This is a genomic window from Streptococcus pseudopneumoniae, assembly GCF_001072315.1.
GTDB lineage: Bacteria > Bacillota > Bacilli > Lactobacillales > Streptococcaceae > Streptococcus > Streptococcus pseudopneumoniae_R.
On sequence record NZ_JVLI01000091.1, the window covers coordinates 1 to 14,002 of the forward strand.

Annotated in this window: 16 protein-coding genes and 2 pseudogenes; 1 reads left to right on the forward strand and 17 read right to left on the reverse strand. The window is 39.2% G+C overall.

From position 1 onward, the window contains the following. The first annotated feature begins 392 nt into the window (after positions 1-392). Positions 393-758 carry a hypothetical protein gene (locus ADH54_RS12765; protein ID WP_049524165.1) on the forward strand — a complete coding sequence of 122 codons (366 nt, stop codon included), beginning with the start codon at positions 393-395 and terminating at the stop codon, positions 756-758. A gap of 77 nt (positions 759-835) precedes the next feature. On the opposite strand, the gene ADH54_RS12425 is transcribed toward ADH54_RS12765, so the two are convergent. The 17 genes and pseudogenes from ADH54_RS12425 to mvk form a co-directional block, all read right to left on the reverse strand. Then, on the reverse strand, positions 836-1,069 hold the full coding sequence (locus tag ADH54_RS12425; RefSeq protein WP_342666597.1) for an ATP-binding cassette domain-containing protein: 234 nt from the start codon (positions 1,067-1,069) through the stop codon (positions 836-838). 105 nt (positions 1,070-1,174) lie between these two features. Beyond that, positions 1,175-2,725, reverse strand: a complete 1,551-nt coding sequence (locus ADH54_RS04250) for an ATP-binding cassette domain-containing protein (protein ID WP_049524166.1) — start codon at positions 2,723-2,725, stop codon at positions 1,175-1,177. After that, the gene (locus ADH54_RS04255) at positions 2,709-3,734 is read right to left on the reverse strand and encodes a radical SAM/SPASM domain-containing protein (protein ID WP_049524167.1); all 1,026 of its coding nucleotides are present in this window, start codon (positions 3,732-3,734) and stop codon (positions 2,709-2,711) included. The genes ADH54_RS04250 and ADH54_RS04255 overlap by 17 nt, the downstream gene beginning before the upstream one ends. 100 nt (positions 3,735-3,834) lie before the next feature. Next, entirely contained in the window at positions 3,835-3,960 is a 126-nt protein-coding gene (locus ADH54_RS12590; protein WP_265477556.1) for a hypothetical protein, read from the reverse strand. Between the two features lie 89 nt (positions 3,961-4,049). Further along, entirely contained in the window at positions 4,050-5,099 is a 1,050-nt protein-coding gene (locus tag ADH54_RS04260; RefSeq protein WP_080980778.1) for a radical SAM/SPASM domain-containing protein, read from the reverse strand. Then, complete coding sequence (locus tag ADH54_RS04265) at positions 5,089-5,430, reverse strand: PqqD family protein (RefSeq protein ID WP_049524168.1); 342 nt, start codon at positions 5,428-5,430, stop codon at positions 5,089-5,091. Before ADH54_RS04265 ends, ADH54_RS04260 begins: the two co-directional genes overlap by 11 nt. A gap of 96 nt (positions 5,431-5,526) precedes the next feature. Beyond that, entirely contained in the window at positions 5,527-6,399 is an 873-nt protein-coding gene (locus tag ADH54_RS04270; RefSeq protein ID WP_049524169.1) for an Rgg/GadR/MutR family transcriptional regulator, read from the reverse strand. A 249-nt stretch (positions 6,400-6,648) separates the two neighbouring features. Further along, positions 6,649-6,957: a DUF5966 family protein gene (locus tag ADH54_RS04275; RefSeq protein ID WP_080980779.1), complete on the reverse strand. Its 309-nt coding sequence runs from the start codon at positions 6,955-6,957 to the stop codon at positions 6,649-6,651. After that, positions 6,950-7,193, reverse strand: a pseudogene (locus ADH54_RS04280) (DUF5962 family protein). The gene ADH54_RS04275 and the pseudogene ADH54_RS04280 overlap by 8 nt, the downstream one beginning before the upstream one ends. Positions 7,194-7,331: 138 nt before the next feature. Next, a pseudogene (locus ADH54_RS11220) lies at positions 7,332-7,647 on the reverse strand (hypothetical protein); the annotation flags it as partial. 25 nt (positions 7,648-7,672) lie between these two features. After that, on the reverse strand, positions 7,673-8,305 hold the full coding sequence (locus ADH54_RS04285; protein WP_049524171.1) for a response regulator: 633 nt from the start codon (positions 8,303-8,305) through the stop codon (positions 7,673-7,675). Between the two features lie 13 nt (positions 8,306-8,318). Then, positions 8,319-9,314, reverse strand: a complete 996-nt coding sequence (locus ADH54_RS04290) for a sensor histidine kinase (RefSeq protein ID WP_049524172.1) — start codon at positions 9,312-9,314, stop codon at positions 8,319-8,321. Then, positions 9,311-10,009 (reverse strand): cell wall-active antibiotics response protein LiaF, encoded by a 699-nt coding sequence (gene liaF, locus ADH54_RS04295; RefSeq protein WP_049524173.1) that lies wholly within the window; start codon positions 10,007-10,009, stop codon positions 9,311-9,313. Before liaF ends, ADH54_RS04290 begins: the two co-directional genes overlap by 4 nt. 91 nt (positions 10,010-10,100) lie before the next feature. Next, on the reverse strand, positions 10,101-11,096 hold the full coding sequence (gene fni / locus ADH54_RS04300; RefSeq protein WP_049524174.1) for a type 2 isopentenyl-diphosphate Delta-isomerase: 996 nt from the start codon (positions 11,094-11,096) through the stop codon (positions 10,101-10,103). Further along, on the reverse strand, positions 11,080-12,087 hold the full coding sequence (locus ADH54_RS04305; protein ID WP_049524175.1) for a phosphomevalonate kinase: 1,008 nt from the start codon (positions 12,085-12,087) through the stop codon (positions 11,080-11,082). The genes fni and ADH54_RS04305 overlap by 17 nt, the downstream gene beginning before the upstream one ends. Further along, positions 12,074-13,027 (reverse strand): diphosphomevalonate decarboxylase, encoded by a 954-nt coding sequence (mvaD, locus tag ADH54_RS04310; RefSeq protein ID WP_049524176.1) that lies wholly within the window; start codon positions 13,025-13,027, stop codon positions 12,074-12,076. Before mvaD ends, ADH54_RS04305 begins: the two co-directional genes overlap by 14 nt. Beyond that, complete coding sequence (gene mvk / locus ADH54_RS04315) at positions 13,009-13,887, reverse strand: mevalonate kinase (RefSeq protein ID WP_049524177.1); 879 nt, start codon at positions 13,885-13,887, stop codon at positions 13,009-13,011. Before mvk ends, mvaD begins: the two co-directional genes overlap by 19 nt. Positions 13,888-14,002 lie beyond the last annotated feature (115 nt).

Genomic DNA, 14,002 nt, shown 5'->3' on the forward strand with positions numbered 1-14,002 from the left:
TATACTCTTCGAAAATCTCTTCAAACCACGTCAGCGTCGCCTTACCGTACTCAAGTACAGCTTATGGCTAGCTTCCTAGTTTGCTCTTTGATTTTCATTTAGTATTAAATCGTGTATCAGTTAATTGTTTACTTGCTTCATAATTCATCGTTTTATTGTATCATATTTTTGTAAACACAAAGGAAAAACTAGTACAGAGAAACCTCAAATCATAGAGGGAAAGGAAGACTACAGTCAATTGAGCACCTCATAGAGCAAATCTTCCAAAGAGACAGGTTCTCGGGAAAACTGCACGACTTCCGTTTCTTCCAGCAATACCCGATAAAGTCTGGGGTTCTGGTATCTAGCAAAATTCCATCATCAAGCACCTTGTAGTCTAACCAAGGAAAATCTTGTCTCAGTACACTTTCTGCACTCCGAACAAAAAGCAAGCGATAGACTTCTTGCTGGTGGACATTGCCAAAAATCTCCTAAAAGGTTCCCTCACGACAAATCCGCCCCTGCTGAATCAAGACAGCCCTACTGCTGACCTTTTCAATCAAACTAGCATCATGACTAGTAATGAAAATACTGTCTTGATGATGACGATCATAGTCTTACAAGAAAGCAATGGGCTGTTTTTACCAGCAAATCCAGCCCATTGGTTGGCTCATCCAGACAGAGAACTTTGGTTTTTTGTACCAAGGATAAGATTAAGATCAGTTTCTGACGATTGCCATGAGAAAGATCCGAAACCAGCGTATCCTTTTAGGGAGTAAAATCCACACAAGTCATCCTCTTCTGCCTTAATATGAGCTAACAAAATCCCGTTCAAACCCAGAAAATACTGGAGATTTCACATGGCTGTCAGATAACTATACAGCCCCTGCCCACTCTCCAAGACAAACTTGACCAGCGAGTGAATTTTCTTGGAGCAATTCGAAATGCCATACAAACGTATCTTGCCCTTATCCTGCAAGAAAATCCTTGCCAAGAATTTGATAAAAGTGGACTGACCAGCACCATTACCACCAAAGATGGAGATGATTTCACATGGACTAGCTTGAAAATCAGGAATGTCTAAAATCAGATTCTTGTGAAAATCTTATGTCATAATGGATTGAAACAAAAAACTGCACAAATCAATTAGGGAATTTAAACCAATTTCTAACAATGTTTTAGGAACCACAGTGTACTATTTTAACATCAATCTACTATAGTCATGTTTCAGAACTCTTTTCACGACAACCAACTCCCCATCCTTGATTTCCCAAATCTGATCAAAGCGTGATAGCATCTCTTCTTGACGGTGAAGTGTAAGGACGACAGCACTTGACAAGCTAAGTACCTTGTCTAATTCCTTTTGAAATTGGCTAGCATCCAAGGAAGAAAAAGGCTCATCCATGATAATCAGCGGACTCTGACGATTTTTCTCACGATTAAGATACATGCGTTGTTGCTGTCCACCTGATAGAGATTGGGGTGGTGTCTTTTCAAACTCCTCATCCCTGAAATTCTCATCTAAAGTCTTGAAAATGGTGACATTATTGTCATAAGAAGAGATAAAAGTATGCTCCTGCTGCAAAATCATACCAAACTTGCCCCAGAGCTGATGAACAGGGAGTTGGTCAAGCAAGATTGCTCCTTGAAAATCTTGGTCAGTCCCGTTTAAAATGTTGATCAGACTGCTCTTACCAGAACCATTTTCACCGATAAGGGCAATCTTATCCCCCTTGCGAATCTCAGCATGGGGAATAGTCAAGCTATATTCTCCCAATTGTTTGGTGATATGCTTAAGTGTCAGAGTTCCAAAGGACATCTGCGGTGCTTGGACAGCGGACGGACAGCTGACAATCACTTGAAAACTCTGCACCACGGGCTTGACCGACTCCAGCATTTGCAGGTCGTAAAGAATTTCCTGGATTGGCTCCGAAAAGGCAGTGATATAGCCAAAGCTAGCCACCACCTCAGGAATTCCCAGCTGGTTGGTTGCAAGCGAATAAGCCAGATAGGCAAAGAGGACGATGCTGATAAACTCAAAAGAAAGCCCCGTCAGTAGGATACCCATAATTTTGGTCAAACCATAGCCCAGATACTTATCCTGCAAGGTGTTGAGAGCATTTCGCTGCTGCTTCTGAAAGCCAGGCAGGGTAATTTGGTTGACCAGATGATGCCCCTTGAGCAAATCCTCCAAGGTGCGATAGTAATCCCCCTGCTTTTCCAGATAAACCTGCCGACGTTGGGCGGTCAACTTCCCCACAATCTTGGGAATTTGAATACTAACAGCTGTCGAAACCAGCAAAATCAAGGCAACCAGAGGATTGATGGTGCGACTAATCACCACAGTATAAATGAGAATCCGCAGAATTTGCTTGATGAAACTCATGAGAGGTGGCAGGTAATCCTTCTCCAAGGAATCCAGGTCGTTGGACTGGTAGGAAATGTACTCCGCCACCGTTTTCTGCTTGAAATCATGGTGTCCCAGCTCCAAAAGCGCCTGAAACCAGTCATTTTTAAGATGGGTCGAAAAGAGGATTGCCTGCTTCCAATCCAAACGCATCTGGATATAGTTGCAACCCAGATAGCACAACACCGCTAGGCAGTAGCCATACAAGGCAATTTGATAATGCCCCCGAACCAATTCCTGGGTGAAATAGGGTAGCAAGGCAGTGCAGACATTGGAAACACCACCAAAAAGTAGGTTAAAGAAAAGATACCAGCGAAGTGGTTTAAGATAAGTCTGCATAAACGATACTCCTTGCTAAAGCTGTCTTTTTACATATCGCAGAACAATTTCTACTGTCTCCCGATTCTGATAATGCAATGCCAGGACATTGTGTACAATAATTAGAAATCGCACATGTACTACAATTTTTACTGTTTTTTAAAGTATATTTTGCTATCTTATTGAAAGCCGATCTATTCCATATTTCTCTGATAGGAGTCAGATATATATTTCCAATACTCCTACTGTAAAGAGAACATGGTTGTACTGCTCCTAAACATGTTATATATAGTGATAACTGCACAGAACTACACGTTAAAAAATTTTCATTCTTATGAACAAAAGTAACACCATTTATTTCATCTATTTTTTTCTGTATTGGAATTAGTTGTTTTAGAGTCAACGATTTCACTCTAACCTCATTTCCGATTGTACCTCTCCTTGGAACAATTTGGGTGTCAATCTTATATTTGAAATTATTTTTCTTACAAAAATCATATACTTTATCAATTGAGTTAATATTTTGTAAAAATAGAGGTGTTTTTACTTCTACTCGAATATCAAATTGCTTTAATAATTCTAAATTATGTAGACATCTTTCCAATGAACCTTTTTTATTGGTAATCTGATCGTGAGTCTCCTTATCCATTGAAAATATTGTACAAGAAATATAATCAACATAAAGATTTGACAGAGTAGCAATACGCTGCTCATTCAACATTGACACATTTGAATAGATAATTACATTGAAAAACATTTCCCTAGCAATCTTAATATATTTCATAGCAAAAGGATGTGCAAACACTTCTCCTCCTGTAAAAACAATTTCAAATGTACCTAACTCTCGTAATTGAACTAAGAGATTTCTAAAAGTATCTAAATCAAATCCTTTCTGATTATATTCTGAAATGTAACAATGTTCACATCTCCAATTACAAAACGAAGTTATTTCAATCGTTACTGAGTATAAATTACGATTTTCTCGGTATAATTTTATAACATCTGTTATATCTTTAATAGTTTCAGTCATGCATATCACAACTCCTAAAAAGGTAAGCAAAGAACGATACAAGTTAAAATTATTTAATCATCCTTTGCATTACCTTTAGCAACATCTAATCAAAAGTTGATTAGTTACTACTTGTGTCAACAACAATATGAGAACTTCCACCACTACATAGTGCTGACTTTCTACTACTGATAACAACTGTTGGTGCTTTAACAACCAATTGTGGTTTTTTGAAAACTTTAGTCATGAACCCTCTCTCCTTTCCCATCATGTAGTACTTATATACCTCTCTCCAGAGGAATTAAAAATAACACTTCATATCTCTCTAACTAAAAATTAACAATAAAAACTCGTTATACCAATGCCAGAATAATAGTCTTGATTAACATACCTTGCTCTAGCTACTTGACGCTCAGATTTTAAACATCCCCAAAGAGATTTATCCTCAAGTAATGCTATACCACTACATCTATTGCAATACTTATTAAGTGGGCAACTTGGGCACTTCTCCAATTCGCTAAATTTCTTATTTTGAATCTCGTGTAAAGTAGTAGAATTTAACCAAATATCCTTGATGGAAGTGTTTAATATATTTCCAATAGGCATGTTTAAATTATTACATGCTAAAAAATTTCCATTTGATTCAATAGTACAACTGTATCTTGTTGCATTACAGACATACATACTTGAATTATTTTCGAAACATCTAAAATTTCTAATTGTGTCTATTTTTACTATATTCTCATTTAAGAACTGATCACTCACACGAAATATAGACGGGGTGGCATTACCATCAGTTTTATAAAAGATATTCGTTGTAGCTAAATGCTTAAAATTCATATTTTTACAAAACTCTGACACTTCATCAATACAATTTTGGTTGGTAGTAAGAATAATCTGTTTAACTTCCACTGGTATATCGTATTCTTTTAATAAATTCAAATTAGCTACTGTTTTCTTCAGTGAACCTTTAACTGAAGTTATTTGATCATGGATATTTTCATTCATTGAAAACACCGTACATGATACTTGAGAAATATTCAATTCACCTAACGCCTTAATTATCTCTTCATTCAACAACGAAACATTCGTAAACAATTTAACATCAAAGAACATCTCTCTAGCATCTCTAATAATTTCCAATGTATCTGGTCGTGTAAATATCTCACCACCTGTAAAGAGCAATTCAAACGTCCCCATCTCTCTCAAATCCTGAAACAATTCATAAAGACATTCTCTTGAAATCCCCTTAGTGACATACGAAGGAAGATAACAATGCTTACACCGCCAATTACACCTTGTTGTTAATTCTATAGTAACAGATAGTAATGTTTTGTTTTTTGAAGCTAAAGCGTATATATCATTATCATAGAATTCAGAGTTCATAAATTAGTCCATTCTCTAAGAGTTCTAGTACAAACTCATCTACCAGTGACTTAATTTCAGAAATGTCACAGCCATATATCTCAGAAAGGCTTAGTAAAACTTGATTATAAGTCCTCTGCTTGGAAAAAGAAAGCCAAATATCTTTTGAGGAATCTTCCAGTAAAAACATTTTATTTATCTGTTTATCCAAAATATAAACTACCCCTGTCGTTGGCTCCATTTGCCAGGCCAAGTGTTTCGAATAATAATACCTCATTGATAATTCTGAATCTGCTGTACTAATTGCTGTTAGTTCCGTTTCCATCAATTCATATTTCTCTAAACTAGCCATGACTATCCCTTCTTTGCTTTAAATTATATTTGTAAGCTTACGAGCATAGTTTATCACTTTAAAAATCTAATTCTATTTTGTCCCAAATCTGCACTTTCATTTATCATCTGATAAAGGTGCTAATATTTTAATTAAATGCTCCTCATATCTTTCTGCAAGTTTCTCACATTCTGCTGCGCGCATAAATCCAATTACTTTTCTCATTTTTAGGATTGATTTTGTTGTCTGTTCTTTTTTAAATTCATAAAAAGAGCGTGCATATGTAAAAATCAACCGTTCATAAATTTCGGATTCATCAAAATAAAAATGCGAAATTTGTTTTTCAAAATATTTTGCATCCGTTAGATAATCTCTTTCAATACAAATGATAAAAGCATTTAGAGCCATACTAGCGATTACTCTTCTATAACTAGGTATGTCATGATAAAACTCAGTTCTATGTAACATCTCTTTAGATAATAATAGAAATGTTTCATGATTGAAAATATACATGATATTTCCAAATAATAAAATTTCAAACATTCCCCAATAATCAACACTAAATAAGTAATCGGTTATTCTGTTTATATCCGTATCGCTAAAATATTCTTCGTTAGAAAGTTCTTGTAATTTTATTTTTAAAAAAATAATTTCGATTGTAGAAAAAATAGATAAATCATCATTTTCCATGCGTTTAATCAGTATTTTATGTAATTTAGCTACGTTCCGATTAAGGAAACACTGCTTGACTTCATCTATTAATTGATAAAAACGATCTCTTTTAAAATCATTAGCTACATACATAAACTCCTCGATGGGAACATTTATCTGTTCAAGAGCCAACAAAAATTTTGTTATCGTTAAATCTGTCTCCCCCTTTTCAAACCTAGACAGCTGTGAACGTGATATTCCTTTGTGCTCAATCTCTCTAAGAGTAATTTTTCTTGATTCTCTAAATAATTTATATATTTCTCCAAATTTTTTTAACATCCTATACCTCCATGAGCAAATATGGGACAAATCTCAAATAAAATCTATCCATGTGATAAAATATGACTAGATTATACCATAATAATTAAAGTTTTTATTAATTTATTAAAGGAGGTTTCACATGAATATTCCCAAAAGAAGAGTCATAATGATTTTACTTGAAATCATCATTATCATCGCCTTATAATTACAATTCTGTAATTTAGCCCCTATATAAAAAACAGCTGAACAACCTTGTTCAACTGTTTTTTACTCTCTTTTCCAACTGACAATTTTTAAAATACCAAAGACAAGAAAGGCTAGATTAAAAGTTACATAAAATCCTGTAAAGCTTATCAGACCATTCTGGGATAAATCTTCCATATAAAGGGTCGGTTCAGTAAAGAACAGATAAATTCCATAGCCCTCTACGAAAATAAGAAAACTGACAAAACCAATCAGGAAAAGTCCACTGGCAATAAGAAAGAGTCTCCATAAAAGAATGAGAATTCCTCCTACTGCTAAAAAAATTACTGGGATAAGGAGTAAATCATTCATGACTTTCTCCTTTCTAGTCAATCAATTGACGATAATGGGTGGCAAGAGAGAAATCAAACTCTTCTAATTTTTGAACTTAGTCCAAATACTCCTCTTTTTCATGTTCTTCAAAGTCCACACCTCGATGATTTTGAAGAGTGATTTCCAATTGGCTAGTGAGTTCTCGTTTAGAAAAACTGTAATCGCCTGTCACTTCCTCATAATGTTCCTTTAGCTCCTTGTAGGCTTGGTACAGGTGTTTGAAATCCCTGTACCAAGGCCTCTTCTAATTAATAATAGTTATCTTCCATCATAATCGTTACCTCGTTTCTTTCTATCTTTATTCTACCGCGCTTTTCTTGTCCGCTATTTGTATATATTTTTTAATCTAATTCAAAAGAAAGCTGTTCCTGCTTTTATTTTCCTTTTTCGTGGAATTGTCTTAAGGCTTAATCAATAATATTTAAATCTGTTTCTGTTTCAATCAATGGCGCGAGTACATCGTATTCAGCCTTTTTAGTTTGATAACCCGCTTCCTTGTAAAAGCTCTTGTCCACTTCAAGCTGGGTAACCGCTAGGTCGTCCTTGATATGGTCAATCGTGTTCTGAATCCGCTGTATCGTTCCCAAAAGCCGAGTTCAAACCCAAACTAACACTGTATTGGTTTTGACCAACAATCTTTATAATCACCTGTTCTGGCATGGGCTGATTTAGCCCTAAGGTTAGCCATTTCTCCAATATTATTTTTACATAACTATTAAAAATCCTCACGCCCCACCAAGTGGTGCTGAAAGGCATAGACAGCCGCCTGGGTGCGGTCGCTGACTTCAAGTTTTGCAAGGATATTGGACACATGGGTCTTGACCGTCTTGAGAGAGATAAAAAGTTCGTCTGCGATACGCTGATTTTCGTAGCCCTTGGCGATGAGTTGTAGTACATCTCGCTCACGCGCAGTCAAGTCCTCATGTAGTTCTATGTGATTGCGGTGGTATTCGACCTTCTTGCTGACCTCTTGCTCAATGGCCAACTCGCCAGCAGCCACCTTACGGACAGCATGGAGTAGTTCATCTGCACTAGAAGTTTTGAGCATATAGCCACGAGCACCTGCATCTAAGACGGGCATGATTTTTTCATTGTCCAAATAAGAGCTCACAATCAAAATCTTGGCTTCAGGCCATTCTTTGAGAATGGCCAAGGTCGCGTCAATCCCATTCATCTCAGGCATGACGATATCCATGACAATGACATCTGGACGCAATTTCAAGGCCAAGTCAATACCTTGAGACCCGTTTGCCGCCTCGCCCACAACTTCTACATCATCTTGGAGGTCAAAGTAGCTTTTCAAGCCCAATCGGACCATTTCATGGTCATCTACTAGTAAAATTTTCATCTTTACTCCTTTATCATTCCTTATCGAGGAGGGGAATACGGATATCAACTGCCAGCCCTTGCTTGGGAGCTGTCAATAACTGAACCGTCCCTGCCATATCTTCAACCCGCTCCTTGATATTGCGTAGTCCATAACTCAAGTCATCTAAACTCCCTAACTGAAAACCAATTCCATTGTCCACCACCTTCAGCTGCAATTCAAAATCTTTCTGATAGAGGTAAACATCCAAACAAGATGCCTGGGCATGGCGGAGGGTATTGCTAATCAACTCCTGCAAGATACGGAAGATATGCTCCTCGATTTTCTTAGGCAATTTCGTCACATTTTGCTTAAGACTAACTCTGAGATCACTCTTGTCCTCAAGCTCTTTTAAGAGGATTTGAATCCCTTCAACCAGACTCTTCTGCTCTAGTTCAACAGGCCGCAAATGCAAGAGCAAGACCCGCAAATCCTTCTGGGCTGTTTCCAAAATAGCTGTGACACTCTGCAACTGGGTCTGCATCTTTTCTCTATCCAATTTCAAAGCCTGCTGACTGATACCCGATAAAATCATGTGGGCCGCAAACAACTCCTGACTGACTGTATCGTGCAAATCCCGAGCAATCCGCTTCCGTTCTTTCTCGATGATTTCCTCTTCCTGAGCAAGACTCTGATTTTCTGCTTTTTGAAGAGCTTCTGTCAAAAGATTAAGTTTACCTGACAAGGACTTGAAACTGGCATCCAAATCTGGATCTGCAAGCTGAACCACTTCTTGCCCTGCCAATAAACGCTTGAGATTAGCCTGCATCTTTCTTAGAGAAAGCTCTTCAATACCTCGCCAAAATAGGGCTAAGAGACAGGTCATGGACATGCTGAAGACCAATAACAAAAAGACAAATTTTTCTGTTTTTTCGACATCCTGCAAGAAAATAGACCAGTCAAAATCAAGAATTTCCAATAAGCTGTGGGAGAAAAATAAGACAAACAGAAAGGAGGTGAGAGCAATAATGACATAGGCTTGTTTTTTCATCCTCTAACCACCTCCACATCACCAATCATAGTGGTCAAGAAAATCTTGACACTCTTGTTACTCTTGAGATAGTCTTTTGTTTCTTGATGATAGTGTTCATTGCGGAGGGCTCGCTTGGGCTGGTTGAAAAAAGTCAAATCCCCATAGAGACAGTTAACGCTGAGACTGACTTCCACATCTACAGGTACGATGATTTTGGTCGTTCCTACCATCTTTCTGAGGATAATGACATTGTCATGATTGGTTAAGATGACCCTCTCCAGATGAATAGTGTCCTTACCCATGAGACGAAAGAGATTGATATCATCAAACTTGCAAGTCTGGTAGCTTGAAAAATGATGGAGATTTCCAAACCAACGATTTTTCTCCTTCTTAACCGTTACCACCTCTTCAAAAATCAAATTGGTCTGCTCTTTTTCCTGGTTCATCATCGGATAAAGAAGAAAGAGGCTATAGATGACCGCAACAAAAATAGCTAGAATCACAAAAGGATTGAGCATGACGATGAAAAAGAAGAGAATGGTTGCCACCACTAAAAGAAGATTATTTCCCTCCTTACCAGTGTAATAGCGAATCAAAATCAAAAAGAGGAATAGAATCAGCAGAAAACGTGAAAAATGCTCTGAAACCATCAAAATCAGAGCTCCTGTCAAAAGACAGGCTTCGATAAATAAAAAGATTTTAAATTTTCTCATAGGTTCATCCTCTCCCTTCTATTTTATCACAATTCAAAAAAGTCACCTCAGTCTAAAGATGGAAAAAAGGCGGTGGTTACGCCTTTTTCATCTAATCATTTGCTTCTTTTAATTTTCCATAAAGAAGATAGTCTACTTTTTGCAGATCTGCTATGGTGGCACAATTAAGGGCACACATAATCAAGCGTAGATCTGCTTTCCAGCCTTGGACAATGCCAATCACTTCTTCAACTGAATAGGTTTCAACCAATTCCAGAACTGTTCGAGACAGGCCTACAGCCTTGGCACCAAAGACCAAGCACTTAATCATATCCAGCGGATTCCGAACGCCACCACTGACCAAGAGTTCGACCTTGTCTTTCCAGTCTTGGGCATTGAGAAGGGCCTGCATGGTGGACTGGCCCCATTGATTGAGGTAATCACGTTGTCCACTGCGACGATTTTCAATATAGGCAAAGCTGGTGCCACCACGACCTGACAGGTCAAAGGTTCGAACACCCAGATCATAGGCTCTTTCGATGGTCTTGGCATCCATTCCAAAGCCAACTTCCTTTAGGACAATCGGAACGGAGATTTGCTTGCTATAGTCTGCTAGATGCGATTGCCAGTTTCTGAACGTTCTTTCTCCCTCGGGCATGAGCAATTCCTGCATAACATTAACATGCACTTGCAAGATAAGAGGATTCATTTCTTCTACAGTCTGAAGGCCTAACTCAACAGGCTTGTCCAATCCAATATTGGTTCCAAGAAGGAGATTTGGATGATTAGACTTGACAGAAAAAGAGTCATCTGTTGAATCTTTGAGGGCTGCGCTATAAGATCCCGTCACAAACAAAATCCCACAGGCGTCCGCCACCTGAGCCAACTTTTGATTGATTTCTCTTCCCTTATCGCTTCCACCCGTCATGGCATTGATATAAAAAGGAAAATCCCACTTTCGACCAGCAAATTCTGTCGACAGATCGATTTCATCCAGATCGTAAAAAGGCAGGGAAGAATGAATCAACTCCACCTCATCAAAGCTATTATAGGAACTTTTCTGCTCAAGGGCATAGCGGATGTGCTCATCCTTACGATTTGTCGTCATATCCTATCCTTTCTTGGTATAAGAGCTCAATCCCCAGATCGGCCCAACGGTTTTTTAGGGTTTCAGTTGAGTGCGCATCAAAACTCAAGGCAATACCACAGTCACCACCACCAGCACCGCTACTCTTGGCAACAGCTTGTAAATCTTGACTGGATTCTTTCAACTGTCTAAGCGAAAGCGTGTAAATATCTGTGCTCAAGCCTTCTAAAAGCTGACTGGCTGTTTCCACCTGCTCGATAATTTTTTCTGATTCCCCATGCTCCAAGGCTTCTACCAAAGTAGCCACCGTTTCTTTTGAGGAACTTAAAAAATTCTGATTGATATTTTGCTTGATTTGCTGGACCATGTTACTAGATACAGCTACTTGCTTGGTCCATCCCACTAGAAAATCACATTCTAAAGTTGGTTTCACCTGCGAAATTGAAAAGCCCCAATCACGCTCTAAAACAGTCGCCAAGTTTTCTTCTTTTAGCCAAGCAGCTACCTGCTGGCGATCAAAAGACTGGTAGAGAATCAAATCTTCTGCCACAATACAGGCGAGGTCTCCCATGGAACCATTGTCTCCGCGCTTGAGCAAGACAGCGCTAGCCAGCTTGAATAAGAGCTCCTGATCAACCGAAAGATTATATAGAGCTAGCAGAGCCTTGATGACCAAGACAACGACGCTACCGCTAGAACCGAGACCAAACTTTTTCCCTTCTCGTTCCATTTTTCCACGAATTTCTAGAGAAAAAGGTCGCAAGGTCTGCCCACGATAAACGAGGAAATCTTCCACTAAAGCAATCGTTTCTTGAATCAAGCTATAATCAGGATTTGGCGTCAAATCAACTGTAAAATCAAACATATCTGAATAGATACGGTAGCTGTCAGAAAAAGCAATCTCAGCCCTCATATAGATAGGAATATCCTTTATCAAGGCCAACTGTCCTGGCTCTAAAATAGCATATTCACCTGCCCAATAGAGTTTCCCGCAAGTTTTAACAGCAATCATCTTGGCTCAAATCCTTTGTTTTTGACACAATCAAGCGATAACGTTGACCAAAGATTTCTGACAAATGCTCCAAGTCTTTCTCCTGACAGAGGACCTTAACATTGGGACCAGCATCCATGGTAAAGTAGCAGGATTCTCCTTGCTCACGGAGCTGGCGAACAAAGTCCATGGCTTCATAAGAAGCATCCGTCAGATAAGAAAAGGCTGGTGATGCTGTTTTGGTCGTAGCGTGCATAGCCAGACCATTTTTCTCCGTTAATTCCCCAACCTTAGCAAAGTCATTTTCCTTGAGATAAACCAGCATCTCCTGATAGTCTTTCTCAGACTGACTCACCCAGTCATCAAAAGTCGTCGAAGTTTCCACACAGAGTTTCATCCCATCACGACTAGAGATTGGTTTTTTCTTGTCTTCTAGCACCAACATCATCATAGCTAGTTTCAAGTCTGTCTCTACAGGATAAATTTCCCCACTATCCTTATCCCAGGCACCGAGTGGTCCATAAAAACTCCTAGAGGAAGATCCTGAGGCAAACTTAGCCTCCTGTGCCAACTGACTTCTATCCAATCCAAGCTTGAAATAAGCATTACAAGCCTTGACCAGGGCGGATAAACCACTAGAACTTGAGGACAGACCCGCTGCGGTAGGCATATTGTTCTGAGTATCGATACGAACAAATCCTTCACCAGCTGGACGATAGCGGTCAATAATCTTGCTCATCTTAGCATGCTCTGCCTCATTTTGTAACTGACCATTGATATAAAAGGTATCAGCCGTCGCATCCGTCGGTAGAGATGACAAAGTCGTCTCCGTGTACATATTTTCTAAAGTCAGAGAGATACTGCTAGTAGCAGGCACCATCTCTTTTTCTTTTTTCTTTCCCCAATATTTGATAATGGCAATATTTGCGTAGGAACGTACTGTTACAGGCTCTCGATCCATGTCTGAACAGCTCCTTTCTCTTCTAATCTTTCTGCTAGTTCTTGTGCGTGTGTTAAATTGTCTGCCAAGGCTATGATACAGCCACCTAGCCCACCACCGCTCATCTTGGAACCCAGAGCACCATGGCTAAGAGCCGTTTCAACCAAAGAGTCTGCCTCAGGGCTACTGACACCAATTTCTTTTAAGTGGAAATGCGCTTGACTGAGGATTTGTCCCAATCCTTCAGCATCTTTTTGTGAAATCGCATCTTCTGCTTGCTGGGTTAATTCTCCCAAGGCATGCAAAAACGGTAGGGCATCCTTGCCCTTGTTTTGAACCACTTGAATAGCTTCACGAGTATGACCATAAACGCCCGTATCAGCAATGACCAAATAGGCGGATAGAGCCATCTCAAGCTCTGTAAATCCTACGTTCTTGATAAAGCGAATAGGCTGGTCACTGAGACAGGTCTTAGCATCCAAACCACTAGGATTCATATGGGCAATCATCTCCGCCCGATTGACCAAGATTTCTAGTACATCATGAGGCAGGTCTACCTGATAGTAGTCAAATACCGCACGAATGGCCGCTATACTGATAGCAGCTGACGAACCCATTCCCCGTTTCTCAGGGATAGCCGAGTCTATCTCACAACGAATGCAGGCTTCTTTGATATCCAAATACTCAAGCGAAGCATAAACCGCCATGGACAAGGTATCCTCCTCATAGAGGCGCCAAGGACTTTCAGCAGGAACCACCTTACAAGTCACCTCCACCTCCAAAAGAGGTAGGGAAATAGCAGGATAACCATAAACGACCGCATGCTCCCCTATTAAAATAATCTTACTATGCGCCTGACCGACACCAAGTTTTTTTGTCATATTTTCCTTTTACTAGACGAATAAGCCGTCCCATACTCAATGAAAATCAAAAAGCAAACTAGGAAGCTAGCCGCAGGCTGTACTTGAGTACGGTAAGGCGACGCTGACGTGGTTT

Excerpts from the sequence above, each read along its gene's own strand:
- ADH54_RS04250 (WP_049524166.1), bottom strand. The coding sequence starts at position 2,725 with ATGCAGACTTATCTTAAACCACTTCGCTGGTATCTTTTCTTTAACCTA.
- ADH54_RS04255 (WP_049524167.1), bottom strand. The coding sequence starts at position 3,734 with ATGACTGAAACTATTAAAGATATAACAGATGTTATAAAATTATACCGA.
- ADH54_RS12590 (WP_265477556.1), bottom strand. The coding sequence starts at position 3,960 with ATGACTAAAGTTTTCAAAAAACCACAATTGGTTGTTAAAGCACCAACA.
- ADH54_RS04260 (WP_080980778.1), bottom strand. The coding sequence starts at position 5,099 with ATGAACTCTGAATTCTATGATAATGATATATACGCTTTAGCTTCAAAA.
- ADH54_RS04265 (WP_049524168.1), bottom strand. The coding sequence starts at position 5,430 with ATGGCTAGTTTAGAGAAATATGAATTGATGGAAACGGAACTAACAGCA.
- ADH54_RS04270 (WP_049524169.1), bottom strand. The coding sequence starts at position 6,399 with ATGTTAAAAAAATTTGGAGAAATATATAAATTATTTAGAGAATCAAGA.
- ADH54_RS04285 (WP_049524171.1), bottom strand. The coding sequence starts at position 8,305 with ATGAAAATTTTACTAGTAGATGACCATGAAATGGTCCGATTGGGCTTG.
- ADH54_RS04290 (WP_049524172.1), bottom strand. The coding sequence starts at position 9,314 with ATGAAAAAACAAGCCTATGTCATTATTGCTCTCACCTCCTTTCTGTTT.
- liaF (WP_049524173.1), bottom strand. The coding sequence starts at position 10,009 with ATGAGAAAATTTAAAATCTTTTTATTTATCGAAGCCTGTCTTTTGACA.
- fni (WP_049524174.1), bottom strand. The coding sequence starts at position 11,096 with ATGACGACAAATCGTAAGGATGAGCACATCCGCTATGCCCTTGAGCAG.
- ADH54_RS04305 (WP_049524175.1), bottom strand. The coding sequence starts at position 12,087 with ATGATTGCTGTTAAAACTTGCGGGAAACTCTATTGGGCAGGTGAATAT.
- mvaD (WP_049524176.1), bottom strand. The coding sequence starts at position 13,027 with ATGGATCGAGAGCCTGTAACAGTACGTTCCTACGCAAATATTGCCATT.
- mvk (WP_049524177.1), bottom strand. The coding sequence starts at position 13,887 with ATGACAAAAAAACTTGGTGTCGGTCAGGCGCATAGTAAGATTATTTTA.